We start from the raw sequence: 26,063 nt of genomic DNA, 5'->3' as shown, positions 1-26,063 counted from the left end.
CCGCCTCCGCCCGCGGCGGCAGCAGTGGTCCCGCGGCACCGGTCCGGCAGCACCTCTGGCGCTGCCGCGATCCGGGAGAGTGCTCCCCCGGCTCCCGCCCGGCTCCGGGCTCCGGGCTCCGGGCTCCCGGCAGCCGTCCGCGGGCCGGCCGGGCCGTTGCGGAACGGGACGTTCGCCGGAGCGCGGTCCGGGGCAGCCGGTGACTGGCACGCAAACGTGCGACGGCCACCGAAAGGAGCATTCCATGCCCGGCCTGACCAGCGGCGTTCTGCTTCTCGGCATGTTCGCGGCCGGGAAGAAGCTGGGTTACCGCGACACCGGCGAGGTCCGGCGCAAGGTGGAGCGGCAGCAGACCCGCCCCAAGCCGTACGGGCCGCCGAAGAAGCTGGACCGCACCTGCGACATCGCGCTGGACTTCCGGAACGGCTGGCCCTGCTACCGGGTCTCCCCGAGCGGCACCCGCCCCGGGACCGAGGTGCTCTATCTGCACGGCGGTGCCTACATCGAGGAGATCGGCGCCAACCACTGGCATCTGATCCGGCAGCTGGCCACCGACGGCCCGGCGCACGTCACCGTGCCCCTCTACCCGCTCGCCCCGCGCGGAACGGCCCGCGGCTTCGTCCCGGCGGCGACGGAACTGGCCGCGTCGCTCACCGAACGGGCCGCCGGTCCCACCGTCTTCATGGGCGATTCGGCAGGCGGCGGCATGGCCCTCGCCCTGGCCCAGCGGCTCCGGGACTCCGGCCGCACCCCGCCCGACGAGCTGGTGCTGATCTCCCCCTGGCTGGACGTGTCCATGGAGAATCCCGGCATCGCGGAGCTCCAGCCGGGTGACCCCATGCTCGCCGTGGAGCCCCTGCGGTTCGCGGGCGCGCTGTGGGCCGACGGCCTCGGCCCGGGCGACCCCATGGTGAGCCCGGTCAACGGCGGCACGGCCGGTCTGCCCCGTACGACCGTGCTGATCGGCACCCGGGACATCCTCCTCGCCGACGCCCGGCGCTTCCGCGACCTGGCCTCGGCGACCGGTGTCACCGTGGACTTCCACGAAGAGCGCCACGGCATCCACGCCTACCCGCTCTGGCCCACCGTCGAGGCCCGGCGAGCCCGCCGGCAGCTCACCGGCTTCGTGCGCCGGGCGGCGTCAGCGGGTGTGCGGCCCGTGGCGGTCCGGCACTGAGGGAACGGACGGGGCCCGGCGGAGGCACGGCGAGGGCACGGCGGAGCGGGTCCCGCCCCGCCCCGGCGCCCCGCCCGCGTCCACCGCGCGGCTCCGGCAGGATTCCGGCATCGGGCGGGCCGGGATCCGGCATCAGGCGGGCCGGGATCCGGCTCCCGCTCCCCCGTCCCGGTCCGCGCCGGAGCCGGAGAAACGCAGGGGGCGGAGGCGGCAGGGGCGGCAGGCCGGACGGCCGACGGCACGACGGCGCACCGGCCCCCCACCGGCCGGTGCGCCGCCCGTCCCCCGCTGCGGGACGCCTCAGAACGCGCAGCCCGCCTTGCGGCTGTACAGCCGGGACCAGGTGCTCGGGCCGACGATGTGGTCGACACCGCCGGTCGTGCCGTTGCAGCGCTGCACGTAGCCGACCGCCGCCTTGGTCTTGGAACCGTGGATGCCGTCCTCGTCCAGCCAGTACGCGTAGTCGCTGTACATGTTGATCAGGCACTGGACCTGCTTGACCTTGGCGCCCGTCTGCCCCGGATAGACGTACGGCCGGGACGAGTCCGAGTCGAGCTGCGGACGTCCGGCGAAATCCGGCGCTGCCGCCGGGTGTGGAGCTGTGCGCGTACCGCGTCGCCCAGGAGGCGCTCACCGATGTGATCAAGCACGCCCGTCCTGCGGACGCGACCGTGCACGTCGAGTACCGGCCGCGGGACCTGGTGGTGCGGATCTCCGACAACGGCAGCGGGACCCGCGCCGCCCCGGTCGATTTCCCGTCAACGTCCGGGCACGGCTTGATCGGTATGCGGGAACGCGCAAGGCTCTGCGGCGGAGCCGTGGACGCCGGTCCGCGGGCCGAGGGGGCTTCGGTGTGCGCCTCACCCTGCCGACCGCACCCGCGCCCACCGACCGCCGGGGGGATGAACCACCGGCACGACCAGGGTGCTCGTGGTCGACGACCAGTGCCTGATCCGGGCCGGACTCGTGGCCCTGCTGCGGGCGGCCCCGGGCATCGACGCGGCCGGGGAGGCGGCGGACGGGGAAGCGGCGGTGCGGTGCGCGGCCCGGGAGCGTCCCGACGTGATCCTGATGGACATCCGCATGCCCGGACTGGACGGCACGGCGGCGACCAAGCGCATCCTGGCGGAGGCCGCCGACCCGCTGCCGCGCGTCCTGGTCCTGACCACCTTCGATCTCGACGAGTACGTGTACGCGGCCCTGCGCGCGGGCGCCTCGGGCTTTCTGCTCAAGGACACCGGCCCGGAGCGCTGATCGACGCGACCACCGCGGTCGCGCGGGGTGACATGCTCTTCGCGCCGGCCGTGACCCGGCGGCTGATCGAGGCGTGTGTGAAGCATTCGGAGCCCGTCCCCGAGACACCCGCGGACCTGGGCGCCCGGCCGGGCGGGAACGCGAGGTGCTGCGGCTGACCGCCCGGGGGCTGTCCAACGCGGAGATCGCCGAGAAGCTCTTCATCAGCGAGGCGACCGTCAAGACGCATCTGAACCGCACCATGACGAAGCCCGATCCGGACAGCCGCGCCCAGGCCGTCGTCGTCGCCCACGAGGCCGGTCTGGTCGTCCCGGGCAGCCCCGCCTGCCAGCGGCGGGGCCCGTCAGGTCACCAGCCCCTGGCGGTAGGCGTACACCACCGCCTGGACGCGGTCGCGGAGCCGGAGCTTGGTGAGGATGCGGGACACAAAGGTCTTGACGGTCTCCTGGCTGATCTGCAGGGTGGCGGCGATCTCGCTGTTGGAGCGGCCGTCCGCGATGAGGCGGAGCACCTCCAGTTCGCGGGGGGTCAGCGGGATGTCCTGCGGGGCGTCCCCGGCGGGCCGGATGCGGGCGGCGTATCTGCCGACGAGCCGGCGCGTCACCTCCGGGTCCAGCAGGGCCACGCCCTTGGCCACGGTCCGGATGCCGTGCAGCAGTTGGGCCGGGGGCGCGTCCTTGAGCAGGAATCCGCTCGCGCCGGCGCGCAGCGCCTCGTACACGTACTCGTCGAGGTTGAACGTGGTCACCACGAGCACCTTCACCGGATGCGGCACCCCGGCGCCGGCCAGCAGGCGGGTGGCCTCGATGCCGTCGAGCACGGGCATGCGCACGTCCATCACCACGACGTCCGGACTCAGCCGGCCGGCGAGGTCGACCGCGGTCCGGCCGTCCCCGCACTCGCCCGCCACCTCGAGATCGGGCTGGGCGTCGATGATCGTCACCAGTCCGGTGCGCACGAGGAACTGGTCGTCGCAGACCAGGACGCGGACCGGCGCGGTCACGAGGGGCTGCCCGCGGGTATCCGGGCCCGTACGACGAAGCCGCCGCCCGGTCGCGGGCCCGCGCTGAAGTCGCCGCCCAGGACGCCGACCCGCTGCCGGAGGCCGGCCAGGCCCCTTCCGCTCCCGCCGGGCGAGCCGGCCGGCGCACCGGAACCGTCCGTGCCGACCTCCACGGTGATCTCCTGCTCGCCGTGGTCCACCCGGACCGTGGTCAGGCTGCCGTGGGCGTACTTGAGCGCGTTCGTCAGGGCCTCCTGGACGACCCGGTAGGCCACGAGGCCGGCATTGCCGGCGGACTCCGCGGGCGTGCCCCGCTCGGTGAACTCCACCGGCTGCCCGGTCAGGCGAGTCTGCTCCACCAGGGTGAAGAACCTGCCGACGTGCGGCGTCCCGGCCGGGGCGCCGTGGCCGGGATGGAGCAGGTCGAGAAGGTGCCGCAGGTCGGTGATGGCCCGCCGGCCGGTGTCGCTGACGGCCGTCAGGGTCTGGTCGAGCCGGTCGGGGGCAGCGGTCAGATAGCGTGCGGCCTCGGCCTGGACGACCATCGCCGTCACGTGATGGGTCACCACGTCGTGCAGTTCGCGGGCGATGCGGGTGCGTTCGGCGGCGCGGGACTCCTCGGCGACGCGGGAGCGGCGTTCGGCCTCCTCGGCGCGGGTGGCGCGCAGCCACGCCCCGATGCCCCAGGCGAGGACCAGCACGAGGTAGAAGGTCACGAACCCGTCCACCCCCTCCCCCGAGCCGAGCCGGTCGAGCGCGACCGCCAGCGGCACGTACGCCGCGGAGAGGAGGATCGCGATGGCGCGCCGGCGGCGTTCGAGATGGGCGCCGGCGCTGATCAGCGCGATGGGCAGCGCGGTGCCCGCGAACGCGTGATAGCCGCGGAGCTGGTCGGCGGCGAAGCCGAGCGACACCAGGACGAGGCAGACGGCCGGCCACCGCCGGCGCACGGCGAGCGGCAGGCATTCGAGGGCGACCGCCAGGAAGGCCACGGCGTCGAAGGGGCGGTCCGGAAGCTCGCCCAGCTCCGTCCCGTGGTTCCGGGCCATCGGCAGGAGCGACCCGAGCAGGAGCAGCAGTCCGAGGGGGAGGTCCCGGACCGTGACGTCGAACCGGCGCCACCGCTCCGGGAGTTGCCGCAGGCTGATCACCGGGCAAGTGTAGTGGCGGCGTCGGCCCGGCCGGCGCGCCGCCGGCGGGGCACCATGCGGCCGCGCCGGTGGGCCAGCCACATGAACACCAGCGTCAGCACCAGGCCGGACAGCACCGCGTACAGGCTGCCCTCCGGGCCGAAGTCGCCGCCGCTGAGCAGCACCGGGCCGGACGTGGCCGCGTCCAGCAGTCCCTGCGGGGTGCCGTTGCCCGAGACCGCCGTGCCGAAGATGCCGGCCGCGGCGAAGTTCCAGCCGAAGTGCAGGCCGATCGGGACCCACAGGGTGCGGGTGGCGGCGTATGCGGCGGCGAGCATGCCGCCGGCCTGGATCGCGATGGCGACGGAAGTCCACACGGTGGCGTTGTCGTTGGGCAGGTGCGCCAGGCCGAACAGCACACCGGTCAGCGCCAGCGCGATCCAGGTGCCCAGGCGTTCCTCGGCGATCCTGAACAGGACGCCGCGGAACATCACTTCCTCCGTCGCCGCGGCGGCGGCCATGAAGCCGAGGAGTCCCACCGCACCCGTCACGGAACCCTGGCCGTCGACCTCGTAGTGCCCGAGAAGCGCGATGTTCGCGATGACCGCAGCGAACATCAAAACGCCGATCAGCGCTCCCCGGCCGAGCGCCGCCCCGGCTCCTTCCCGGGCCACCTCCGTGCACGGGCGGTGCTCGGTCCGCCGCACCACCCACCCGTAGACCAGCACCGCCAGTACGGCTGTCAGCAGGCCGATGACCGCCGCGAGCCACCAGGTGTCCTGCACCGCGGCGGCGCTCAGGCCGCCGACGAGAGCGACCGCCGTCACTGCCAGCAGTTGCCAGATCAGTCTCATGAAGATTCCCTTTTGCCGGATCCGCAGCCGGAGCGCCGCGGCTGGATGGGACGCTACGGATCCGGCGGCCGGAAATCGTCACCACCCGGTGGACACCTGCGGGTAGCTCGCTCGGGGGACGCGCCCCGGGCCTACTTGGACTCGACCCGGCCCAGCGGGTCGGGGCCGGAGGCCAGCGCCTCGCACTCCGCCTGCCACGCGGGGTCCCCGGGGTGCAGCGCGGTGCGGAGGTAGGCCCAGGTGAGCCGCTGGACCGCGGACACGCGTGCGGGGTTCTCGTCCGTGGTCTCGGCCACGTCGTATCCGGAGACCCCGCCGAGCCCGTGCTCCGCGTCGAACAGCGTGAGCAGGGACTTGGGCCCCGGGGAGAGGACGTACGGGTCGGTGTGCCAGTCCGGGCCCATGACCGTCAGATGACCGGAGGTGTCCTTGTCACCGGCGACCACGAGCGCGGGCGTCCGCATGGCGGAGAAGTCCGTGGTCGAGAGGAAGGGGAAATTCTCGGCCGCCGGCCCGGCGAGCGCGTCGCCGCCCCGGCCGGGCGCGGCCAGCAGGACGCCCGCGGTGATCCGGGGATCGGCCAGGTTCACCTCCGTCCCGTCGTCCGGATCGGTGAGCCGGGCGCCCAGCAGCAGGCTCGCGGTGTGCCCGCCCATCGAGTGCCCGGCCACGGCGACCCGGCCCCGGTCGACGCGCCCGCGCAGCTGCGGCACGGCGGTCTCGACCGCGTCGAGCCGGTCGAGGACGCGCGACATGTCCTCGGCCCGTGAACGCCAGTGCAGGGGCGCCCCGGGGGTGTCGGCCGGCAGGTTCAGCGTCCTCGAGCTGAGATGGGTGGGCTGGATGACGAGGAAGCCGTGCGCGGCCCAGAAGTCGGCGAGCGGGGCGTAGCCGTTCAGTGAGGAGAGGTGGTTGGAGTAGCCCTGGCCGTGCGAGAGGAGGACGACCGGCAGTTCGCTCCCCGTCACGGGCGCGGAGACGCGCAGGGCCAGGTCGACGGCGCGGCCCGGAGCGGGCAGCACCACCGGACTGACCGACAGGACGGGGGCGGGCGGGACGGAGACGCCGGCCGGGTAAGTCGTTTCGCTCATGCGGTGTGGGTCCTTTCAAAGCCTCCGCCGCCGGTTCGTCGGGCCGGCGGCGGCAAGGCGGTCAGAAACGCCCGGCTTCGCGAACGGCGAAGCGGATCGTTGTTCCGTTTACGATACGGAACAACGTTCCGCTATGTCAACGTCCCTCCGCGGGGGCGTTCGTGGGCCTCGGACCGGCCCGTCACGGGCGCGGACCGGCTCCGTCCCGGCGGTCGAGGGCAGCACGGGCGTCGGAGCCGCCGCACGGCCGGACAGCCCGGTGGCGGAGGTCAGTTGCTGATCTGCGGGGGTGTGAACACCGGTACGGACGTGTCGCCGCCGGCCGCCTGTACCCGGGCGCGGACAGCGCCCGCACGGGCGCGCGCCTGTTCGTCGCGCTCCCCGGTGGCGATGGCTACCGCACCGGCCCCGACGTGCCGCGTCAGCGCCTCCGCGTACCGTCCGGCGCCGCACAGCGCCTCACCCAGCCCGTTGAGGGCGGCCGCCTCGCCGTAGCGCTCGCCGGTGGCGCCGAACAGCCGCAGCGCCCGCCGGTGGTGCTCCGCGGCCAGGTCGTAGCGCCCCTGCCGCAGGCAGACGTCACCGAGACCGGTCAGGGCGTACGCCTCGCCGCCGTGGTGCCCCAGCTCGCGGAACAGCCCCAGGGCCTGGTGGAGATGGCGAGCGGCGTCCTCGGTGCGGCCCTGGCGCAGCCGGACGGTGCCGAGGAACACCAGGGTGCGGGCCCGGCCGACCCGGTCACCGGTCATCTCCTGGAGGGCCAGTGCCCCGCGCTGGTGGGTGGCCGCCGTGTCCAGTTCCCCCTGCCGGAGGCAGACGTTGCCGAGGTTGGTCAGCGTGCGGGCCCGGCCGACCTGGTCGCCGACGCGTTCGTACAGCGTCAGCGCGCGCCGCTGGCAGTCGGCGGCGGATGCGTGGCCGCCGACGCGCCAGTGGACGTTGCCGAGGTTGGAGAGGGTCCGCGCCTGGCCCGCGAGGTCGTCCGTCCTCTCGTGCAGGTCCAGGGCCCGCCGCAGGTGCTCCTCGGCGGACCGGTGCTCGCCGAGGCGCCAGTGCACGGCGCCCAGATTCGTCAGGGCGTGGGCCTGCCCGGCGAGGTCCCCGGCCCGCTCGGCGGCGCGCAGCGCGTGGCTGTGGAAGGAGAGCCCTTCGGCGTGCCGGCCGCCGTCGAGATGGCGGTAGAGGACGGCCGCCAGCCGGACGGCCTGTTCCGGAAGGGGCCCGTCCGCCGCCGCGGCGCACAGCGAGCCCAGGACCGGCAGCTCCGCGTCCAGCCAGGCCCGCGCCGCCGCGGCGTCCCGCACCGGGGCCGGGGGCGAGGTGGCCGGAGTGGGCGAGGTGGCCGGAGTGGCCGGAGTGGGCGGGGAGCCCGGAGTGGGCGGACGGTGGTGGCGTTCGGCCGGGTACAGCTGGTCCATCGCGGCCGTGGCGCCGGCCAGGCATTGGTCGAACAGGCGGGTGCGTGCCCGGCGGCGGCTGTCCTCCCCGTCGTGCCCGTGCGAGAGGCCGTCGGCGTAGGCCCGCAGCAGGTCGTGCAGGGCGAACCGGCCGGGGCGCGGGGAGCGGACCAGGTGAGCGCGCGTCAGCCCGTCCAGCGCGCGGGCCGCGTCCTCCTCGCTCTCCCCGGTCAGGGCCGCGGTGGCGGGAACACCGAAATCGGGTCCCGGATGCAGGGACAGCAGCCGGAAGACACGGGCCGCGGCCACCGGCAGCTGCCGGTACGACCAGGAGAACACCGTCCGTACGGCGGCGCGCGGATCCCCGCCCACGTCCAGCAGGTCCAGCCGGCGCCGCAGGTCGCCGAGTTCCGCCACCAGTTCACGGAGTGCCACCCCCGGGCGGGACACGGCCAGTTCGGCGACCACGCGCAGGGCCAGCGGCAGCCGCGCGCACTGCTCGGCCAGAGCGGCGCAGGCCGCCGGGTCCGTGCCGGCCCGCTCCCCGACGAGCAGGCCCAGCAGCGCGACCGCCTCGCCGGGCGGCAGCGGTCCGAGGCCGAGCCGCCGGGCGCCGTTCAGCGCCACCAGCCCGGCGAGACGGTCCCGGCTGGTCACCAGGACGGCACAGGACGGTGAGCCCGGCAGCAGCGGCCGGACCTGCTCCACCGACAGGGCGTTGTCCAGGACGACCAGCATGCGGCGGCCGGCCGTCTCGGTGCGATACCGGCCGGCGCGCTCGTCCGGGTCCAGGGGGATGTGCGCCCCGCGCAGCCCGAGTGCGCGGAGGAATCCGGTGAGGGCGTCGGCCCAGGGCATCGGCCGGTCCAGGTCGTAGCCGCGCAGGTCGACGTAGAGCTGGCCGTCGGGGAACCGGTCGCGCGCCCGGTGCGCCCAGTGCACCGCGAGGGCGGTCTTGCCCGCCCCCGCGGTGCCGGAGATCACCCGGACGGCCAGGGCGGCGGGGCCGTCCGCCGGCGGTTCTCCCGCCGGGAACGAGTCGTCGAGCGCCTGCAGTTCCGCGGTCCGGCCGGAGAAGCCGTAGACGTCGGCGGGCAGTTGCGCGGGTACCGGGCGCGGGGGCGGCGGATCGGGCCACGGGCCGGCCGGGCCGGGATCCGGAGCGGGCGGTGGCGCGGGTGCCTGAGACCCCGGCGCGCCCGGAGCCGGAGATCCCGGCGGGCCGGGTGTCCGAGAGTCCGGCGGGCCGGGCGCCGGAGACGGGTGCGCGCCGCGGCCGGGGCCCGGTCCGCGGAGGCCGGCCGGCACGCCGTCCGGCTCCCGCAGCAGCTCCGTGTACGCGGCCGTCAGCTCGGGACCGGGGTCGACACCTAGCTCGTCGGCGAGCCTGCGGCGGGTGTCCAGACAGGCGGCGAACGCCAGGTCGCGCCGGCCGGCCGCGGCGTACGCCCGCACCAGCCGGGCCTGCGCGCCCTCGTCCAGCGGCTGTTCGGCCGCCGCCTCGGCCAGCACGGACAGCGCCTCTCCGGCGCCGCCCGCCGCGATCAGCGCCTCCCCGTACCGGGCGACCGCGGCCCGCCGCTCCCGGGTCAGCGCGACCAGCGCCGGATGGGTGGCGAGGAACGGCAGGTCGGCGAGGGGCGGGCCCTGCCACATGCCCAGTGCCTCACCCAGCAGCGCCGCCACCCGGCTCGGGTCGCGCTCCCGGTGCGCGGCCTCGGCCTCTGCGGCCAGCCGCCGGAAGCGCGGCAGGTCGACCTCGTCCCCGGGCAGCCGCAGCGCGTAGCACTCCCCCAGGCGCGGCAGGACCGTACTCGCGGTGCGCGAGGGACGGCCGGGCTCCAGCAGGTGGCGTAATCGCTTCACATAGGTCTGGATCAGATTGGCGGCGCTGCGCGGCTGTCTGTCGCCCCACAGGGTGTCGGCCAGTTCGGCGCGCGACAGCGGACGGCCGCCCGCCAGCAGCAGCAGGCCGAGCACGGCACGCTGCTGCGGTGTACCGAGTTCGATCCGGGCGTCGCCGCGCCGGACTTCCAACGGGCCCAGGACCTGCACGTGCATGGCGCGTCCCCCCTCGGCACACTGCCGTGCGCGGAAGGCGGCCCCGCGGTGTCCCCAGCCGTGTGCCGAAGCCGCCCGGCCGCCGGACGGCACCGGCGGCGGCATGCCGCTCTTCCGACCGCTCTTCGGAGCCATGGTAGCCAGCGGGCGGGGGCCGGGGGGCGTGTCGTGCCGGGTGTGCGGCGGGCGGGCGGCAGCCGACGGCGGCGAGCCCGCCCCCGGGGATGCGGGGCGGGCTCACCGATGGCCGGCAGGTGCGCGGACGCGTCAGTTCGTGTCGAGTGCTACGGCTATGTCGGTGATGTTCAGCGGGAACTGCCCCACGGCGGCGGTGGCTCCGGTGAACAGGTTGACGGTGTACAGCTTGGACACCGAGCCGTTCCCGAGTGCCGCGAAGCCGGTCACGGACGTCGTCTTGCCGCTGGTCAGGTCGCTGAAGATGTCGAAGCCCGCGTTGGCGGCGGCGTCCACGCCGAGCGCACCGGTAGCGGCGAGCTTGCCCTCGTTGGCCGGCGACTGGATGACGTTCTGGTCCGTGGTCGTGTTGATGTCGAAGAGGGTGGTGGCGGTGTCCGCGTTGAGGTCGTTGTTGGTGTACGCGGCGGCGGTGACGCCCTTGGCCGGCCCGGTGGCGGGCGGCGTGGTGAGCGTCGTGTCCTCGATCGTGCTGTGGTCGGCGAGGTTGTGCCGCAGGTTCTGGCCGTTGTCGCTGATCACCCGGAGCCGGTCGGCCGCGGGGTTGAAGTCGACCCCGAAGTTCGTGCCGTACAGCACGACTTCGAGCTGGGAGACCTTCTTGACCACCACGTCCTCGGTCACCGGCGGCATCGTGATCGTGTAGATGCCCCCCTTGTCGCCGACGCCGTACAGGGTCTTGTCCTGCACGCGGAAGTCGATCCCGGCCAAGGAGGCGTCACCGCTGAGCCCGGTGACGGTCCTGACCCAGTCGAGCACCTGGGGCCGGTCGGTGGTGAACGTGGCCATCAGCGTGCCGTCCGCCGAGATTCCGTACGCGCGCAGACTGTCGGCGGCCGGGACGGCCGAGCTGTTGCCCGGCGACGCCACGACGAGCGCCGTCACGGCGGACATCACGGTGACCGCCGCGGCGGTTCTCCTCTTGATCCCCGATTTCATGGATTCTTCCCCCTCCGATGAGCGTGTGACGTGGCAGAGGCACTCCGGCGTGGTCGCAGCCCCGGCCACCGCTGACGGCCACAAGCTATGCGGCGGGACTGGACGTCCATTGGACGGTGACTGGACGGTCCGCCGCGCCAGCTCCCCGGACCCGGCACGACGCGGTTTCCCGCCGCGGGGCCGGCCCTCCGGTCCCGTTCCGCCGCCCGGGGCCCGCGGCCCGTCCGTAGCTGACGAACGCGGGACGCGGGCAGCCGCCCTTCCGTACCGGGGAGCGAGTATTCAATGGCGGGCCGGGCTCCCTGGCTGACAGCCTGGTGCCCATGAATCCGCAGTCCCCCGGTGTGCCCGGCACCGCCCAGCTGGGCGAGCCGATCGACGCCCGGCCGCTCTTCGGGCCCGAGCTGGAGGCGCTGCTCGGCACCCTGCGCGCTCTGCGGCCCGCCGACTGGCGCCAGCCGGCGGTCCCGGGCTGGACCGTGCACGACATGGCCGCGCACATCCTCGGTGACCAGTGCGCCCGCCTCGGCAGCACGAGGGGCGGCTACCGGCGGTCCTTCGCGCCCGGGGAGTCCCTAAAGGCGTTCATCCACCGCACCAATCAGGAATGGGTCGACCTCCACGCCGACGACAGCTCCGCGTCGCTCGTCGACGCCCTGGAGGCGGCCGGGACCGAACTCGTCCGCCGGTTCGCCGGCGCCGACCTCGAAACACCCGCGCTCGGCGTGTCCTGGGCCGGGGCGGACCCGGCACCGGCTTGGCTGGACATCGCCCGCGAGTTCACCGAGTACTGGACCCACCGCCAGCAGATCCGCCATGCCACCGGCCGTGGCACCGACCCGGAACCGGTTGCCTGGTCCACGGTCCTGGACACCTTCATGCGGGCCCTGCCCCACACCCTGCGGGACACCCCGGCGCCTGCCGGGACCGGTGTCGAGGTGGTGGTCGACGGACCGGCCGGCGGCAGGTGGACCGTCACCGCCACCGCGTACGGCTGGTCTCCGGCCGAACCGCCCGGCGACGGGTTGGCGGCGTCCGTCGGGCTGGACCCGGAAACCGCCTGGCGGCTGTGCACGCGCGGCGTCGGTCCCGCGACGGCCCTGGCCCGCGCTCACGTCCGGGGCGAGCCCCGGCTCGCGGAGGCCGTCTGCCGGATCGTGTCCATCGTCTACTGAGGGCGCCGGCGGCCCGGCCGTGGACCCGTGGACCTTGTCGGCGGAAGCCGGTGCGGACACAGGTGCGGGTGCGGCGGACCCGGGTGCGGGTGCCGCCCCCGCGTCACGGCAACGCGCGGGTCAGCCACACCACTTCACCGTTTTCCTCCGTGGAGACGTGGTCCCGCTCGAATCCGAGCTTCTCCAGGACACGGAGCGAGGGTGTGTCCCACGCGCCGACGGTCGACCAGAGCCGTTTCCGCCCGGTCGCCACAGCGGCGTCGAGCACCGCCCCGGCCGCCTCGGTGGCGTAGCCACGCCCGTGCGCGCGCCGGAACAGCTCGTAGGCGATTTCAGGTTCCTCCAGGGTGGAGCGGCCGATGATCAACCCGCAGTAGCCGATGAAGTCGCCCTCGGCGCGGCGCTGGACCGGCAGCAGGGCGATCCCCGTCTCCGCCGTCGCGGCGAGCAGCTCCGCGATGGACGTCCGGATGTGCTCGACCGCGGGTGTGCCCTTGCCGCGTTCGGAGAGGAGGGCGCTGAACTCGGCGGCGTCCGCCTCCGCCCAGGGCCGCAGTATCAGCCGCTCGGTCCGGAGGTGGAACGGCATCGTCTCGTACGCAGGCATGCCCCTACCCTGCCTCACGGGTCATCACGGACCACGCCCGGCCCGTTCAGCCGGGGCCGGCCGGGGACGCGGGCCACGGGGCGGCGGGCCGTCCCGGCCGGAAACGTGTCCGCCGGCCGATCCGCGGCCCGGACGGGCGGTGGTACGGCAGGCCGGGCCCCGCACACGGCCGGGCGGGGCGCCGGGGGCCTGTCCGGCGGGTCTTGTGACCGTCTCGGTCCTGGTTCGTTGGCATGCGTATGGGGCGGGGAGATCTCACAAGAGACGCATGGGTCCGGCTGAAGCCGCAGCTGCCGAAGTCGCTCCGCGGGGGACGTTGGGGCAGTCACCGCCAACTCGGCGGAGCTAAGGCGTACTCCTCCCGCCGCAACCGCCGCTACCTGCGACGACGCCAGATCAAGCACACGATCCCCGAGCCGAAGAACCAGCGGGCCAACCGCCACCGCCGCGGCAGCAGGGGCAGCCGGCCCGTCGGCTTCGACAAGACGATCTACAAGCGCAGGAACGAAGTTGAGCGAACGATCAACGCGCTGAAGAACTCCCGGGCCGTGGCCAGGAGATTCGACAAGCGCGCCTATGTCTTCCACGGCACCGTCACCGTGGCTTCGATCCGCCTTTGGCTCAAGCCGTGATCACTTGGCCTTCGTGACAAGATCTGGGCGTGACGACGTTGTTCCTGACGGTTGGCCTGCCCGGGGCCGGAAAGACCACGAGGGCTCGACAGCTGGCCGAGGAGCACAACGCGCTGCGGCTGACGCCGGATGAGTGGATGCTCCCACTGTTCGGCGATCCGCAGCCGGCCGGGAAGCGCGATGTGCTGGAAGGACGCCTGCTCTGGCTGGGTCTGGAGGCGCTGAGGCTGGGAACGAACGTGGTCCTGGATTTCGGATGCTGGTCTCGTGACGAGAGGTCCGCGATCCGCTGGCTGGTGATGTCTGTGGGCGCGTCCTGTCAACTCGTGTACGTGCCGGTGGACCATGAGACCCAACGTGCTCGGATCGCCCATCGTCAGTCGACCACCCCTGATCAGACCTTCGCGATGAGCGAGACGGACCTCTTGCACTGGAGGACGCTGTTCGAGGAGCCCGACGCCACGGAACTCGGTGCACACGAGGTAGGAGGTCCGCCTCCTGGGTGGTCAGGATGGCTGGAGTGGGCCGCCGACCGGTGGCCATCGCTCGCGTGACTGTCCGGCCAACCTTGGTGCCGCGCAGTAACGCAGCCGGCCAGGAGCGCCGAGCCCGGAGAGATCCGCCGGACAGGCCCCAAGCCTCTCCTCAGCGCCTCGCGTGGCGGATCTTCAGCCGCCCCAGCCCCATCGTTCCGGAGATCCGGATCACCGGCCCGCCCGGGCCGGTCGTGCGCCGGGGCCGGTAGCGCGTGTCCTTCCACGTGGTGCGCAGGCCCTCGAGGTCGACGACCGCGTCGCGCGGCACCGTGATCCTGGCCCTGCCGGTGCCGAGGTTCAGCTCGATGTCGACCACGGGACTGTCGAACAGTGCCCGGGACAGGTCGAGGTGCACCCGGCCCAGCGCGGAGTCGACCTTGAGGACCCGGGGCACCCGCCAGGCACCGCGCCGCCGGATCCGTCCACTGGCGGCGGCGATCGTGGACGTGCTGCCGGGGTTCTCCTCCGGCAACGAGGCGAGAGCCGTGACGAGTTCGCCGTGCGTCTCGGCGCTGAGCACCTGGTGGAGGCGTTCGTCCATCTCCTCGTGCGAGATGTGTCCTTCGACGTACGCCTCCTGCAGGCGCTGTACAGCCGAGTCGCGGTCGCTTTCGCCCGCCGGCGACGGCGGGTCCTTCGGCGGAGAGGTCACCGCGTCACTCTACTGCCGCGGCATCCGTACGCGCCCGGCGGATTCCGCGACGCCCGGTCACCACACGGGGCGCAGCGGCGGGACCCGGTCGCCCGCCAGGGTCCGGATCACGGCCGCCAGCTCGGTCCGGGGAAGCCGCAGGCCGGCCTCCTGGAGTTGCCGGGCCAGCTGTGCCTCCAGCTCGTGCAGCACCCGTCCGGCCACGGTCAGATGGTCCCGGGCCCTCGCCGTCAGGACGACGAGCTTGCGGCGGCCACCGGCCGGATGCGGCTGCCGCTCGACGTATCCCCGCTTCTCCAGGTCGTCGATGATCTGGCCGGCGGCCTGTTTGGTGACCCCGAGGTGTTCGGCGAGTTCGCTGCTCGTGGCGCCCGCGTCGCGGAGGGCCTGGAAGACCAGGCCGTGGACGGGGCGGAGTTCGGCGTAGCCGGCGGCGTCCAGGCGGCTCACGAACTCGGAGAGGACCAGCTGGAAGGCCATCCCGAGGAGGAAGGTCAGCTCGCCGGTCTCCAGGGGGTCGCCGGTCTCCAGGGGGTCGCGGGTCTCCATCGGTCCATCTTGACACACGTATGTAAAGTGGCTTTACTCGCTGCAAGTCAAGCCACTTTACACAGGAGGACACATGTACGTGGTCAGCGAGAGCGAGCAGCGGACGACCGTCACGCCCGCCGGCGCGATGTCCGGCCTGGCGGGCCCCAGCCAGGGCAGCACCGAGATCAGCACCTGGCGTGTGGAGCTGGGCGCGGGGGCGTCCACCCCGGTGCACATCATCGACCGGGAACAGGTGTGGATGCCCCTGTGGGGCGAGTTCGAGGCCGAGGTGGACGGCAGGTGCGAACAGGTCACGGCCGGGCAGGCGCTGATCCTCCCCGCGGGTGTGGTACGGCAGCTCAGGACGGCCGGCGGCCCCGGGGCGGCGCTCGTCGCCATGGCCGTCGGCGGCAGAGCGCTGATGCCCGGCAGCGACACCGGCATTCCGCTTCCGTGGGCGGAGTGACGCCTCTCCCCGGGCGGCCGGACCACCGCGGAGACCCGGACGGGAACGGGAGCCGACCGGGCCCCGGACCCGCCTCCCCGGACCGGGCGTTCTGCCGCCGGGCCCCGGGGGCGCCGCACCACACCGGTCGCCGCGCCGGGCCGCCGGGGCGTGTCCCCGGAGGGCTGTCCCCGGCGGGCGTGTCCCGGGGGGCGTTTCGCCACGGGTTCCCGCGCGGCCGTTCCTCCGGTCAAAGGCGGTCAACGCCGGTCAACGGCAGTCAACGGCGCTCAGCGCAGGCTGAGCGGCGTCTCGGATTGGATGCGGGACAGTTTCTCCGGGTTGCGGACGTAGTAGAGGCCGGTGATGCGGGCGCCGTCGGCACGGACCGCCAGGATGCCGTCGATCTCGCCGTTCAGGCGGACGAGGAGGGCCGGGTTTCCGTTGACCACGGTCGGTTCGGCGGTGAGCGTGCCCTCGACCTTGCTCAGCCCGCCGAAGAACATGCGGACCACCTTGTCGGCGCCGGTGACCGGCCGCAGCGCGGCGTGCTTGACGCCGCCGCCGTCGCCCACCAGTACGACGTCGGGAGCGAGCACGTCGAGGAGTCCTTGCAGGTCCCCGGTCTCGAACGCGTGCCGGAACGAATCCAGAACCCTCCGGGTCTCGCTCGGGGAGACCGCCGTGCGCGGACGGCGCGCGTCGACGTGCCGGCGGGCGCGGTGCGCGATCTGCCGGACGGCCGCGGGGCTCTTGTCGACGGCGGCCGCGATCTCGTCGTAGCCGACGTCGAAGGCCTCGCGCAGCACGAAGACGGCACGCTCGGTCGGCGACAGCGTTTCGAGGACGAGCATGATCGCCATCGACACGCTCTCCGCGAGTTCGACGTCCTCGGCCACGTCCGGTGTGGTGAGCAGCGGCTCGGGCAGCCAGGGACCGACGTACGACTCCTTGCGGCGCTTCATCGTGCGCAGCCGGTTGAGCGACTGCCGGGTGGTGATGCGGACCAGGTAGGCGCGCCGGTCGCGCACCTGCTCCAGGTCGACCTTGACCCAGCGCAGCCAGGTTTCCTGCAGGATGTCCTCCGCGTCGGCCGCCGATCCGAGCATCTCGTAGGCAACGGTGAAGAGCAGGCTGCGATGGGCGAGGAACGTCTCGGTCGCCGGGTCGGTGGCCTTCTGGCTCATGTCTCGCTTCTTCTCCTTCGCGGCCGGCTCCGGTCGCCGGGGATCCGGTGCGTCAGCACGATCATCCTCGTCGGCAGCCGTGTGAACCGGTTGCTGTTCGGTCCGGTCGGGAATGGGACACCGCTCGGCACACAGCTGTGACAGGTCGCGCCGGCGACGCTCCGCCGCCGGGAGGGCCACCGGGGGCCCAAGGACCACCCGGGGAAACCGCCGGAGTCTCCGCGGCCCGTGCCGTGCGGCGGCGCCCCACGAGCGGGGGATCGTCGCACGGCACGGACTCCGGTTCCGCCGGCGGCCGGGCCTGGCACAGGTAACCGGCTAGACCGGCTGCTCCGTGGCGCGGGACGGAGCGTCGCCCCGCTGGGACCGCAGCACTTCCTGGCGCCGGCCGTCCTTCGCCCACCGGCTGCGTCTGCCGGGCTTGCGGGCCTCGTACGCCAACTGCTTGACGGTGTGCTCGACCACCAGTTCCTTGAGCCGCGCGCCCGCACGCCCGCCGAGATGGAAGGGTGTCGTGGTGTCGTTCCGGCGGGCGAACTGGAAGATCCCGGCGCGCCGTCCCAGACTGATGCACTGGCCGGCGAAGCCCACGTGGACGGACGCGGGCCGGCTGCCCGCGATCCGGCTGAGCACGGTCTCGGCGGCCTGCGGGCCCAGCTGGACCGCGGACTGGCAGCCCATCCGGTACGGCAGGTCCGAGGGTGCCGCCGAGTCGCCGGCCGCGACGATCCGCGGGTCGTCCACGCTGGTCAACGTCTCGTCCGTGAGGAGGCGGCCGAGGGAGTCGGTGCTCAGCCCGCTGCGCGCGGCCAGGTCCGGCACGCCGAACCCGGCGGTCCAGACGGTGACCCGGCTCGGCAGCGTGCGGCCGCCGCTGAGCCGCACGGCGTCGCGGGTCACGGCCGTCACCGTCGTGCCGGGGCCTTCGAGCACGGTCACGCCGAGCCCGGCCAGCGTCCCCGCGACGGAGCGCCGCCCCCGGGCGTGCAGATACGGGCCGAGCACCCCGCCGGTCACCAGCGTCACGGAACGGCCGGCCTCCGCCAGCTCGGCGGCGGTCTCGATGCCGGTCGGACCGGCGCCGACCACGCTCACCGCCGCCGTCGCGGGCGCGGCGTCGAGGACCGGCCGCAGCCGCTGCGCCTCCTCCAGGGTGCCGATCGGGTAGGCGAACTCGGCCGCTCCGGGCACGCTCGGGTCGGCACTGCCGCTGCCCACCGCGTAGATCAGGTAGTCGTAGCCGAGCGTGTCGCCGTCCGCCAGGGCCACGCGGCGCCCGGCCGCGTCGATCCGGGCCGCGGTGCCGACGACCAGCCGGATGCGGCCGGACAGGACTTCCCGGTAGTCGGTGACCGCCTCGTGGGACCCGCCCACGAGCTGGTGCAGGCGGAGCCGCTCGACGAAGACGGGGCGCGGGTTGACCAGCGTCACGGTCACGTCGTCGCGCTGTGTCAGGCGATTGGCCGCCAGGACGCCGGCGTATCCGCCGCCGATCACGACCACCTCGGTGTTCCCGGTCATGGTGTCTCCTTCTTTCGAGGGGGTTCGGCCTTCAGACACCGCACAGCCGGCGGGTGTGACATGCGAGCGCCGGGACCGTGCACGAGAGGGCTGCCGCCGGGCGGTCAGGGGCCGGAGGGTCCCCATGCCGGGAACCCGGCGGGCGAGACCGGCGGGCTGGACTCGACGAGCAGCGTGAGCCCGCCGGGCGGCGTGACAGCGCGTGCGGCAGCTCACTCCGGCGCGCGGCTCCGTACCCCCGCGGAGAGCCCGCCGGGCGCTCGCGGCGCGAACCACAGCGCGGGCCCGTGGACCTGACTTCCCGTCACCCAAGTGGCCGCTGTGCCGCTCCCGCTGCGGGTCCCTACCTTCGGGCTGAGACCGTCCCGGCGCACACCCACCCCCGAGTCCCGCCCGGCGCACCCCCGCCCCGGGCGGAACTCCGGGCGAGCTCCGGGCCACCGTCACACGACGCGGAGTGGGGGCCGGAGATGACAACGAGGCGCCATGTCCTGGGGCTGGGAGCGGCCGTCGCGGCCGGGAGCGTGCTGGCTCCGACACCGGCCCTGGCCGACTACACGACCAGGGTCGATCCGGCCCGCGGCTACGGCAGGTGGCAGGGATGGGGCGCTTCGCTGTCCTGGTGGGCGAACGTCTTCGGGAGGGACAGCACGCTCGCGGACATCTTCTACACCACCCGCTGGGTGCGGTATCACGGCAGCGTCCTGCCCGGGCTCGGTCTGAACGTCGTCCGGTACAACCTCGGCGCCAGCATGTGGCAGCCCGCCTGGCCGGGCGGTCCGCGCATGGTGGCCTCCCCGAACCTGCCGGCGTTCCGGAAGATGCAGGGCTACTGGGTCAACTGGCTCAGCTCCGACCCCGCCGACCCCGACAGCTGGAACTGGTCGAACGACGCCGAGCAGCGGGCCATGCTGCGGCACGCGCACACCCGGGGGGCGGACGTCTTCCAGATGTTCTCCGTCTCGCCGATCTGGTGGATGTGCAGGAACCACAACCCGTCCGGCGCGGCGGACGGCGGCGAGAATCTGCAGGACCGGTACCAGCGGCAGCACGCCCGCTACATCGCCACCGTCGCCCGGTACGCCCGGGACCACTGGGGGATCCGGTTCGACAGCGTGGAGCCCTTCAACGAGCCGTCGCGGGGCGGGCACAAGGCCAACGGCAGGGCCGAGGGCTGCTACATCGGCGCGCTCCCCGACCGGCCGGTCCAGCAGCGGATCATCCACCATCTGCGCGACGAACTCGACAGCCGCGGCCTCGGGGACGTAGCGATCGCCGCCTCCGACGAGTTGTCGTACCGGCGGGCGGGCTACACCTGGACCAACATGGCCACCCTCAACACCCGGCGCCTGGTCGGCCAGGTCAACACGCACGGCTACCAGTACGACGACGACGGGCCCGCCCGCTCGGCGCTGTACGACAACGTGCGCGCCAGCGGCAAGCGGCTGTGGCAGAGCGAGTACGGCGAGCAGTACGAACACGGCCTGTATCTCGCCTACCACGTGGCGCTCGACCTGCGCCGTCTCCACCCCACCGCCTGGTGCTACTGGCAGCCGGTCGACGGCCAGATCACCGATCCGGCCACCGGGCACCGGCTCAGCTGGGGGCTGCTCAAAGCCGTCTACAGCTTCGACCGGACGCGCAAGGCCGGATCCCTCGGTGAGCCGGACCCCTACCCGGGCACCGACCCGTACGTGGCGAACAAGTATTTCGTGCTCGCCCAGTACACCCGCCACATCCGCCCCGGCATGCGCATCATCGACAGCGGAAGCCGGTCGACCGTGGCCGCCTACGACGCGCTCCGCCGCCGCCTGGTGCTGGTCACCGTGCGCGGCAACACCCCGCAGCGGGTCACCTATGACCTCTCCCGCTTCGCCACCGTGGGCAACGTCGTCCGCCGCCGGGTGACCGACGCCGACCCGGGCTACCGCATCGGCCGCCAGTACGCGGCCGTCCCCGCGGTCCCCGTGCGCGGCAAACGGCTGGCGGTCGACTTCAGCGCCAACTCCGTCCAGAGCATCGAGATCGACAACGTCCGGCCCTGACCGCCCTCCCGAAAGGGCTCAGCCATGCGCAGAGCACTGCACATCATCATCGGACTGGCCGTCGCCGCCTGCGTCGGCCTGCTCCCGGCGCACCCGGCCGCCGGCGAGCCCGGAGCAGCCGCCCCGGCAACCGTCACCAACGGCGTGCGGTTCACCGATTCCGCGGGCAGGGTGCTGCACGGGCACGGCGGCGGCGTGATCAAGACCGGCAGGTACTACTACTGGTTCGGCGAGAACCCCCACCCGAACAACCGCTTCCGGTACATCTCGGTGTACCGCTCCACCGACCTGCGCACCTGGACGTTCCGCAACCACGTGCTGACCCAGTCCTCGGCCCGCGAGCTGAGGGTGGCCACCCTCTGGCGGCCCAAGGTCGTCCACAACGCCCGCACCGGGCAGTACGTGCTGTTCCTGCGCAAGGAGAGGAAGGAGGGGGACTTCGGACAGGGACGGGTCGCCATCGCCACGTCGCGCACGGTGGACGGCGACTACACCTACCGGCGCAGCTTCCGCCCCCTGGGGTACAAGTCCTTCGACATGACCGTCTTCCGTGACGACGACGGCAGGGCGTACCTGATCTCGACGACCAACAAGCAGCAGGACCTCACCGTCTTCCGGCTGACGCCCGACTATCTCCGGGTGGCCGCCAGGGTCACCACCCTGCGCGGTGTCCAGCGGGAGGCGCAGGCGGTGTTCAAGCGCAACGGCGTCTACTTCCTGCTGTCCTCGGGCGTCACCGGCTGGCAGCCCAACCAGGCCCGGTACAGCACCGCGCGCAGCATGGCCGGCCCCTGGAGCAGGCAGGCCGACGTCGGCGACAGCATCACCTACGGCTCGCAGTCCGCGTTCGTCCTGCCGGTGCGGGGCCGTACCACGACCTCGTACCTCTACATGGGCGACCGGCATGCGAACGCCTGGGGCGGCAGGGTCAAGGACTCCGAGTACGTCTGGCTGCCGCTCCGGTTCCCCTCCGCCCGAACGCTGTCGATGCGCTGGCACCCGCGGGTCTTCGTCGACACCGCGACGGGCGTGGTGCGCGGCGCCGGCTCCGGGCACGCGTACGAGGAGCTGCGGGCCCGGCACAGCGGCAAGTGCCTGGCCGCGCGGTGGTCCCGGGCCGACGGCGCCGGGGTGATGCAGCGGAGCTGCGGCGTCGCCAAGGACCAGAACCAGCACTGGCAGGTGCGCTCCCTGGGCAACGGCTACCACCGCCTGGTCGTCCGGTACAGCCACAAGTGCCTGACCGTGCCGGGCTCGTCGACGGCCGACGGGACGCGGATCACGCAGCGGGCCTGCGGCACCGGCGCCAACCAGCAGTGGCGGATCACCGACCTCGGCGGTGGCCGGCACCGGATCACCGCCCGGCACAGCGGCAGGTGCCTGGACATCCGCCACGGCTCGACGGCGGACGGCGCGCGGGCCGTCCAGTACACCTGCAAGGGCAGCCCCAACCAGCAGTGGTGGCGGGCGGGCGCACCCTACTGAGCCCGGCGCCGTCGCCCCACAACCGCCGCGGCCCCGCGGCCGTCAGGTACTCCCTCACCGCCTTCACCCGGAACCGCCGCGCCCGGCACGTCAGTTCGCCGTCAGCCCTCTTTGCGAGGGTGGAGCGTCCCGTGTTCACCCAGTGAAGGAGTTGTTCACATGCGGTCCAGACGTACGGCGACGACCGTGACGGCCCTGACGGCCCTCGCGGTGGGAGCAGCCTCCGTCCTCATGTCTCCTGCCGCGTCCGCCGCCACGGGAGCGGCGACGTGCACCCCCACCACTCTCCCGCTGCCCGCGGGCACCGACAGCGGCAACGTCGACGCGGCCGACAGCCAGGGCGGTTACGCCGGGGAGGCATCCAGCGGCAGCTCCGCCGACGGCACGCGGGAGAACCGCGTCGTGCGCTGGAAGGACGGCCGGGCCATCGACTACGGCAGGCTTCTGGAGCCTTCCGCCAGCATCACGGTGAACGGCGTCAACCGCGACGGCACCGTCGTCGGCTACTCGGTCGGCGCCGAGAACATCGGCCGCGCCTTCCGCTCGCGCGACGGCAAGCTGGAGCGGCTGCCGCTGCCGGCCGGCGCCCGGAGTTCCTTCGCCACGGGCATCAACGACACCGGCGACATCGTCGGCTGGACCAGGACGGCCGAGGAGGACTCCCCCCATACCGCGGTCCTGTGGCCCGCGGACGCGCCCGGCACCGCCGTGAAGCTGTCCGGCGGCCTGCCCACGGCGGGCCATACCGAGGCGGCCGGCATCGACCAGGACGGCACGGTACTGGTCAACCACTATCCCGAGGGCGCGCCCGTCAGCTCCACCGCCGTGTACCTGTGGCGCTCGGGAAGCGCCCGGAAGCTGGCGGTCCCGACGGGCACGGCCAAGGCCCACGGCGGGGCGATCTCCAACGGCCGGGTCGCCGGCATGGCCGGCAGCACCAGCGGCGCGGTGTGGGACAAGGACGGCAGCATGATGGTCGTCCCCAACAGCGGTTCGCTGCACTCGATCAACAGCACCGGCCAGAGCGTCGGCTACGAGCCGTGGAACTGGGGCGCCGTGCTGTACGGCGTGTGGCGGATGGACACCCAGATCGCCACGCTGGGGAACCGCGTGGGCGTGTACGTCTCCGCGGACAACGGCTCGGTGGCCGGGTACATCCAGAACACCACCACCGGCAAGCTGTCGCCGACGACCTGGCGCTGCGGCTGAGCCGTTCCCTGGCTGCGGCGGCGCTGCCGCAGCCAGGGCGGCGCGTCCCGCGGCCGGCGGGCCGCCCGGCCGGTGCGGCACGCCGCCAACTTCCGCCACGGGCCCGCCCGGTCGCGCTCCGCTCACGGTCCGGCACCCGCAGTCGCCCCGGTGTGCTCGTGCGGATAGGGTCGTGGCCGACCACGCCTCACACCCGCAGGGAGAAGTCGACATGATGCGCCGCCCCTCCGTCACGGGCACCTTCACACTGGCCGCGCTCTCCCTCGGAACCCTGGTGGGGTGCGGCACCGGCGAGGGGAACACCGACGGCGCCGCCCCCTCCTCCGGGACGAAGACCCACCGGCCCGCCGACGACCTGGCGCGGCGCCTCCTCACCACGGCCGACCTCAAGGGTTACGAGGTCGAGAAGCCCGACGCGAAGCACGCCATCGCCAAGGACCAGCAGAGCCTGAAGGTCGACAAGCCGGCATGCGCCCAGGCCGCGTACGCGATGAACGACCTGCCCATCGGTGATCCGCGGGCCACCGCCACCCGTGAGGTGAACGAGGACGACCACCAGGGCATGGAAACCTCCGTCACCGTCTCCGTCTACGCGCCCGGCGAGGCCGAAGCCGCCATGGCCGGGCTGGCGGAGGCCGTGCGGTCCTGCGACGGCGGCTTCACGGCGAAGGGGACCGGGACCAACCCCTATGACTCGGTCCGCGCCGAGGCCGACCCCGGGTACGGCGACGAGTCACTGGCCTTCGCCGCGAACTACGAGGTCCAGGGCGTGAACCACACCTTCCGCACCCAGGCCGCCCGGTTCGGTGACAGGGTCGTCCTCTATTTCGCGTACGACGGCGACGCGTTCCTGAGTTCGGCACCGGGCGACGCCAGGATTCCCGAGGCGATCGTCGAGGCGCAGAACGCCAAGCTCACCGGCTGAGCGGGCCGCCGCTCCGGCCACCGGCCGGCCGGTTCCCGGTCACCCACCCGTCCGCCGCCCGCGGGCCGGCGGCCGGTCCGCCGGCCGCCCCGGCACGGAAGCGGCACCCGCCCCGCACCGGCCCCCGCGCCGACCCCGCGCCGACACGCGTCCGGTCACGGCCCGCCGCCCGGAAGCACCCGGGCGGATCCCAGGGTTTCCTGTGAACGTCCCGCCACCGCGGCGCGGGCCGCGGCCGGGGGCGCCGCCAGGGGCGCCGGATTCCCAGATTCCTCCCAGAACCTCTCAGGAATCCCCCGGCCCGGCCCGCCAGGATCCCGGTCATGACAAGGATCGACGTACAGGGCCTGACCAAGCGGTACGGGCCCGACACCGTGGTGGAGGACCTGTCCTTCACCGTGGAACCGGGGCAGGTGACCGGCTTCCTCGGCCCGAACGGCGCCGGCAAGTCCACGACCATGAAGATGATCCTGGGCCTGGCCGCGCCCACCCGGGGTTCCGTGACCATCGGCGGCCGGCACCACCGTGACCTGCCCGTCCCGCTGACCGAGGTCGGTGCCCTGCTCGACGCCGGTGCGGTGCACGGCAGCCGGACGGCGTACGACCATCTCCTCGCGCTCGCCGTCAGCAACGGCCTCCCCCGCCGCCGCGTCGACGCCGTGCTCGCCCGGACCGGGATGGAGGGCGTGGCGGGCAAGCGGGCGGGAGGCTTCTCGCTCGGCATGCGGCAGCGGCTCGGCATCGCGGCCACGCTGCTCGGCGACCCGCGGGTGCTGATCTTCGACGAGCCGGTGAACGGGCTCGACCCCGAGGGCATCCGCTGGATCCGCGACTTCATGCGCTCCCTCGCCCACGAGGGCCGCGCCGTGCTCGTCTCCAGCCACCTCATGAGCGAGATGGCGCAGACCGCCGACCACCTGGTCGTCATCGGCCGGGGCCGGCTCATCGCCGACACCGGCATGAGCGACTTCCTGCACGCCGCCGAGGGCGACGGCAGCGTACTCGTCCGCACGCCCGAACCGGACTCCCTCGCGCGCCGGCTGACCACCGCCGGGGCCACCGTCCGGGACGGACACGGGAACGCCCTCCTCGTCTCCGGCATGACCAGCGAGGACATCGGCAAACTCGCCGCCTACCACGGCGTCCCCCTGAGCGAACTCACCCCCCAGCGGCCGTCGCTGGAGGACGCCTTCATGGAACTGACCAGGGACAGCGTCGAGTACCAGGGAGCCACCGCATGAGCGCGCCCGCCACCACGCCCCGGGTAACCTTCGCCCACACCCTCCGCGCGGAGTGGATCAAGCTCCGCAGCCTGCGCTCCACCTGGTACACCGTCGGCGGCCTCATGGTGGTCGGGCTCGGCATCACCGCCCTCTCGATGAGCTCCGCCGGACAGGAGTACCGGAGCGCGACCGCCGCCGAACGGGCGGACTGGGATCCGACCAGCCTCAGCCTGACGGCGTACCTCGTCGCCCAGCTGATCATCGGTGTGCTGGGCATCCTGGTCGTCACCTCGGAGTACGCGACCGGCCTGATGCAGACGTCACTGGCCGCGACACCGCGCAGGCACCGGCTGCTCGCCGCCAAGGTGGTGGTGGCCACCGCCACCGCCATGGTCGCGGGCCAGGCGCTGATGTTCGCCGTCTTCCTGCTCGGGCAGGCGCTCCTGGCCGGGCAGGACGTGCCGAGCGCCCGGCTCGGCGACCCCGGCGTGCTCTCCGCCGTCGCGGGTGGCGGGTTCTATCTCTCCGCCATCGCGCTGCTGGCCGTCGCGCTCGGCACGATCATGCGGGCCACCGCGGGAGCACTCGCCACCCTGGTGGGTATCGTCTTCCTGATCCCCGCCTTCGGGGGCCTCTTCCCTTCCTCGCTCGAGGGCATCCTCGCCATCTGGCCGAGCCAGGGCGCGGCCGTCGTCCTCACGACCGTCCCCGACCCGCAATACCCGCACCCCTGGCTCAACCTGGGCGGGATGTGCCTCGGGGTCGCCGCCGTACTGGCCGCCGCGTTCG

22 protein-coding genes and 3 pseudogenes are annotated in these 26,063 nt (G+C 73.5%); 13 read left to right on the top strand and 12 right to left on the bottom strand.

Annotated features, from left to right (window positions below; translation table 11 throughout):
* Positions 1–244: 244 nt before the first annotated feature.
* Complete coding sequence (locus GCU69_RS00640) at positions 245–1,177, top strand: alpha/beta hydrolase fold domain-containing protein (RefSeq protein ID WP_156204834.1); 933 nt, start codon at positions 245–247, stop codon at positions 1,175–1,177.
* A gap of 300 nt (positions 1,178–1,477) precedes the next feature.
* Here the strand turns inward: GCU69_RS00640 and GCU69_RS00635 are convergent, their stop codons facing one another.
* Positions 1,478–1,651, bottom strand: coding sequence for a peptidoglycan-binding domain-containing protein (locus GCU69_RS00635; RefSeq protein WP_156204833.1), 174 nt, complete (start codon positions 1,649–1,651; stop codon positions 1,478–1,480).
* Positions 1,652–1,770: 119 nt separating this feature from the next.
* Here GCU69_RS00635 and GCU69_RS34490 point away from each other — a divergent pair.
* Both GCU69_RS34490 and GCU69_RS33350 read left to right on the top strand, forming a co-directional pair.
* Positions 1,771–1,968, top strand: a pseudogene (locus GCU69_RS34490) (ATP-binding protein); the annotation flags it as partial.
* Between the two features lie 133 nt (positions 1,969–2,101).
* Positions 2,102–2,747 (top strand): annotated as a pseudogene (locus GCU69_RS33350) (response regulator); the annotation flags it as partial.
* Positions 2,748–2,774: 27 nt separating this feature from the next.
* On the opposite strand, the gene GCU69_RS00620 reads toward GCU69_RS33350, so the two are convergent.
* The 6 genes from GCU69_RS00620 to GCU69_RS00595 form a co-directional block, all read right to left on the bottom strand.
* Positions 2,775–3,434, bottom strand: a complete 660-nt coding sequence (locus tag GCU69_RS00620; protein ID WP_098750265.1) for a response regulator — start codon at positions 3,432–3,434, stop codon at positions 2,775–2,777.
* The gene (locus GCU69_RS00615; RefSeq protein WP_156204831.1) at positions 3,431–4,585 is read right to left on the bottom strand and encodes a sensor histidine kinase; all 1,155 of its coding nucleotides are present in this window, start codon (positions 4,583–4,585) and stop codon (positions 3,431–3,433) included. The genes GCU69_RS00620 and GCU69_RS00615 overlap by 4 nt, the downstream gene beginning before the upstream one ends.
* A complete protein-coding gene (locus GCU69_RS00610) occupies positions 4,582–5,418 on the bottom strand; it encodes a CPBP family intramembrane glutamic endopeptidase (RefSeq protein ID WP_098750267.1) in 837 nt (278 codons plus the stop codon). The genes GCU69_RS00615 and GCU69_RS00610 overlap by 4 nt, the downstream gene beginning before the upstream one ends.
* A gap of 131 nt (positions 5,419–5,549) precedes the next feature.
* Positions 5,550–6,509: an alpha/beta hydrolase family protein gene (locus tag GCU69_RS00605; protein WP_156204830.1), complete on the bottom strand. Its 960-nt coding sequence runs from the start codon at positions 6,507–6,509 to the stop codon at positions 5,550–5,552.
* A gap of 269 nt (positions 6,510–6,778) precedes the next feature.
* Positions 6,779–9,967, bottom strand: coding sequence for an AfsR/SARP family transcriptional regulator (locus GCU69_RS00600; protein ID WP_170315744.1), 3,189 nt, complete (start codon positions 9,965–9,967; stop codon positions 6,779–6,781).
* A gap of 267 nt (positions 9,968–10,234) precedes the next feature.
* Complete coding sequence (locus tag GCU69_RS00595) at positions 10,235–11,056, bottom strand: DUF4394 domain-containing protein (RefSeq protein WP_218037885.1); 822 nt, start codon at positions 11,054–11,056, stop codon at positions 10,235–10,237.
* A 368-nt stretch (positions 11,057–11,424) separates the two neighbouring features.
* On the opposite strand from GCU69_RS00595, the gene GCU69_RS00590 reads away from it, so the two are divergent.
* Positions 11,425–12,276, top strand: coding sequence for a maleylpyruvate isomerase family mycothiol-dependent enzyme (locus GCU69_RS00590; RefSeq protein ID WP_156204827.1), 852 nt, complete (start codon positions 11,425–11,427; stop codon positions 12,274–12,276).
* Positions 12,277–12,379: 103 nt separating this feature from the next.
* On the opposite strand, the gene GCU69_RS00585 is transcribed toward GCU69_RS00590, so the two are convergent.
* Positions 12,380–12,883, bottom strand: a complete 504-nt coding sequence (locus GCU69_RS00585; RefSeq protein ID WP_156204826.1) for a GNAT family N-acetyltransferase — start codon at positions 12,881–12,883, stop codon at positions 12,380–12,382.
* Between the two features lie 341 nt (positions 12,884–13,224).
* On the opposite strand from GCU69_RS00585, the pseudogene GCU69_RS00580 reads away from it, so the two are divergent.
* Both GCU69_RS00580 and GCU69_RS00575 read left to right on the top strand, forming a co-directional pair.
* Positions 13,225–13,515, top strand: a pseudogene (locus tag GCU69_RS00580) (IS5/IS1182 family transposase); the annotation flags it as partial.
* Between the two features lie 29 nt (positions 13,516–13,544).
* Positions 13,545–14,069 (top strand): AAA family ATPase, encoded by a 525-nt coding sequence (locus GCU69_RS00575; RefSeq protein WP_156204825.1) that lies wholly within the window; start codon positions 13,545–13,547, stop codon positions 14,067–14,069.
* Positions 14,070–14,160: 91 nt separating this feature from the next.
* Here the strand turns inward: GCU69_RS00575 and GCU69_RS00570 are convergent, their stop codons facing one another.
* Together GCU69_RS00570 and GCU69_RS00565 are read right to left on the bottom strand one after the other, a co-directional pair.
* Entirely contained in the window at positions 14,161–14,703 is a 543-nt protein-coding gene (locus tag GCU69_RS00570) for a DUF1707 SHOCT-like domain-containing protein (protein ID WP_156204824.1), read from the bottom strand.
* Between the two features lie 57 nt (positions 14,704–14,760).
* Positions 14,761–15,252 carry a MarR family winged helix-turn-helix transcriptional regulator gene (locus GCU69_RS00565; protein WP_098750275.1) on the bottom strand — a complete coding sequence of 164 codons (492 nt, stop codon included), beginning with the start codon at positions 15,250–15,252 and terminating at the stop codon, positions 14,761–14,763.
* 73 nt (positions 15,253–15,325) lie between these two features.
* Here GCU69_RS00565 and GCU69_RS00560 point away from each other — a divergent pair, with 73 nt between their 5' ends.
* The gene (locus GCU69_RS00560) at positions 15,326–15,700 is read left to right on the top strand and encodes a cupin domain-containing protein (protein ID WP_156204823.1); all 375 of its coding nucleotides are present in this window, start codon (positions 15,326–15,328) and stop codon (positions 15,698–15,700) included.
* Between the two features lie 269 nt (positions 15,701–15,969).
* On the opposite strand, the gene GCU69_RS00555 is transcribed toward GCU69_RS00560, so the two are convergent.
* On the bottom strand, positions 15,970–16,866 hold the full coding sequence (locus GCU69_RS00555; RefSeq protein WP_098750277.1) for an RNA polymerase sigma-70 factor: 897 nt from the start codon (positions 16,864–16,866) through the stop codon (positions 15,970–15,972).
* 318 nt (positions 16,867–17,184) lie between these two features.
* Positions 17,185–18,387, bottom strand: coding sequence for an NAD(P)/FAD-dependent oxidoreductase (locus tag GCU69_RS00550; protein WP_156204822.1), 1,203 nt, complete (start codon positions 18,385–18,387; stop codon positions 17,185–17,187).
* Positions 18,388–18,857: 470 nt separating this feature from the next.
* Between GCU69_RS00550 and GCU69_RS00545 the strand changes: the two genes are divergently transcribed.
* The 6 genes from GCU69_RS00545 to GCU69_RS00520 form a co-directional block, all read left to right on the top strand.
* Positions 18,858–20,432 carry a glycoside hydrolase gene (locus tag GCU69_RS00545; protein WP_156204821.1) on the top strand — a complete coding sequence of 525 codons (1,575 nt, stop codon included), beginning with the start codon at positions 18,858–18,860 and terminating at the stop codon, positions 20,430–20,432.
* Positions 20,433–20,456: 24 nt separating this feature from the next.
* A complete protein-coding gene (locus GCU69_RS00540; protein ID WP_156204820.1) occupies positions 20,457–21,917 on the top strand; it encodes an RICIN domain-containing protein in 1,461 nt (486 codons plus the stop codon).
* A 159-nt stretch (positions 21,918–22,076) separates the two neighbouring features.
* Positions 22,077–23,126: a hypothetical protein gene (locus tag GCU69_RS00535; protein WP_156204819.1), complete on the top strand. Its 1,050-nt coding sequence runs from the start codon at positions 22,077–22,079 to the stop codon at positions 23,124–23,126.
* 172 nt (positions 23,127–23,298) lie between these two features.
* Entirely contained in the window at positions 23,299–24,051 is a 753-nt protein-coding gene (locus tag GCU69_RS00530) for a hypothetical protein (RefSeq protein ID WP_156204818.1), read from the top strand.
* Between the two features lie 323 nt (positions 24,052–24,374).
* On the top strand, positions 24,375–25,292 hold the full coding sequence (locus GCU69_RS00525; RefSeq protein ID WP_098750131.1) for an ABC transporter ATP-binding protein: 918 nt from the start codon (positions 24,375–24,377) through the stop codon (positions 25,290–25,292).
* A partial coding sequence (locus GCU69_RS00520; protein ID WP_156204817.1) for an ABC transporter permease occupies positions 25,289–26,063 on the top strand: 775 nt, incomplete at its 3' end. The genes GCU69_RS00525 and GCU69_RS00520, both read left to right, overlap by 4 nt.

It is taken from the genome of Streptomyces lycii, assembly GCF_009735685.1.
In the GTDB taxonomy this organism is placed as follows: domain Bacteria; phylum Actinomycetota; class Actinomycetes; order Streptomycetales; family Streptomycetaceae; genus Streptomyces; species Streptomyces lycii.
The sequence above is the reverse complement of the archived record's forward strand: the minus strand, read 5'-3'. Positions and strand labels throughout refer to the sequence as shown.

Coding starts and splice junctions, on each gene's coding strand:
- GCU69_RS00640 (WP_156204834.1), top strand. CDS start 245: ATGCCCGGCCTGACCAGCGGCGTTCTGCTTCTCGGCATGTTCGCGGCC.
- GCU69_RS00635 (WP_156204833.1), bottom strand. CDS start 1,651: ATGTACAGCGACTACGCGTACTGGCTGGACGAGGACGGCATCCACGGT.
- GCU69_RS00610 (WP_098750267.1), bottom strand. CDS start 5,418: ATGAGACTGATCTGGCAACTGCTGGCAGTGACGGCGGTCGCTCTCGTC.
- GCU69_RS00605 (WP_156204830.1), bottom strand. CDS start 6,509: ATGAGCGAAACGACTTACCCGGCCGGCGTCTCCGTCCCGCCCGCCCCC.
- GCU69_RS00600 (WP_170315744.1), bottom strand. CDS start 9,967: ATGCACGTGCAGGTCCTGGGCCCGTTGGAAGTCCGGCGCGGCGACGCC.
- GCU69_RS00595 (WP_218037885.1), bottom strand. CDS start 11,056: ATGTCCGCCGTGACGGCGCTCGTCGTGGCGTCGCCGGGCAACAGCTCG.
- GCU69_RS00590 (WP_156204827.1), top strand. CDS start 11,425: ATGAATCCGCAGTCCCCCGGTGTGCCCGGCACCGCCCAGCTGGGCGAG.
- GCU69_RS00585 (WP_156204826.1), bottom strand. CDS start 12,883: ATGCCTGCGTACGAGACGATGCCGTTCCACCTCCGGACCGAGCGGCTG.
- GCU69_RS00565 (WP_098750275.1), bottom strand. CDS start 15,252: ATGGAGACCCGCGACCCCCTGGAGACCGGCGACCCCCTGGAGACCGGC.
- GCU69_RS00560 (WP_156204823.1), top strand. CDS start 15,326: ATGTACGTGGTCAGCGAGAGCGAGCAGCGGACGACCGTCACGCCCGCC.
- GCU69_RS00555 (WP_098750277.1), bottom strand. CDS start 16,866: ATGAGCCAGAAGGCCACCGACCCGGCGACCGAGACGTTCCTCGCCCAT.
- GCU69_RS00550 (WP_156204822.1), bottom strand. CDS start 18,387: ATGACCGGGAACACCGAGGTGGTCGTGATCGGCGGCGGATACGCCGGC.
- GCU69_RS00545 (WP_156204821.1), top strand. CDS start 18,858: ATGACAACGAGGCGCCATGTCCTGGGGCTGGGAGCGGCCGTCGCGGCC.
- GCU69_RS00540 (WP_156204820.1), top strand. CDS start 20,457: ATGCGCAGAGCACTGCACATCATCATCGGACTGGCCGTCGCCGCCTGC.
- GCU69_RS00535 (WP_156204819.1), top strand. CDS start 22,077: ATGCGGTCCAGACGTACGGCGACGACCGTGACGGCCCTGACGGCCCTC.
- GCU69_RS00525 (WP_098750131.1), top strand. CDS start 24,375: ATGACAAGGATCGACGTACAGGGCCTGACCAAGCGGTACGGGCCCGAC.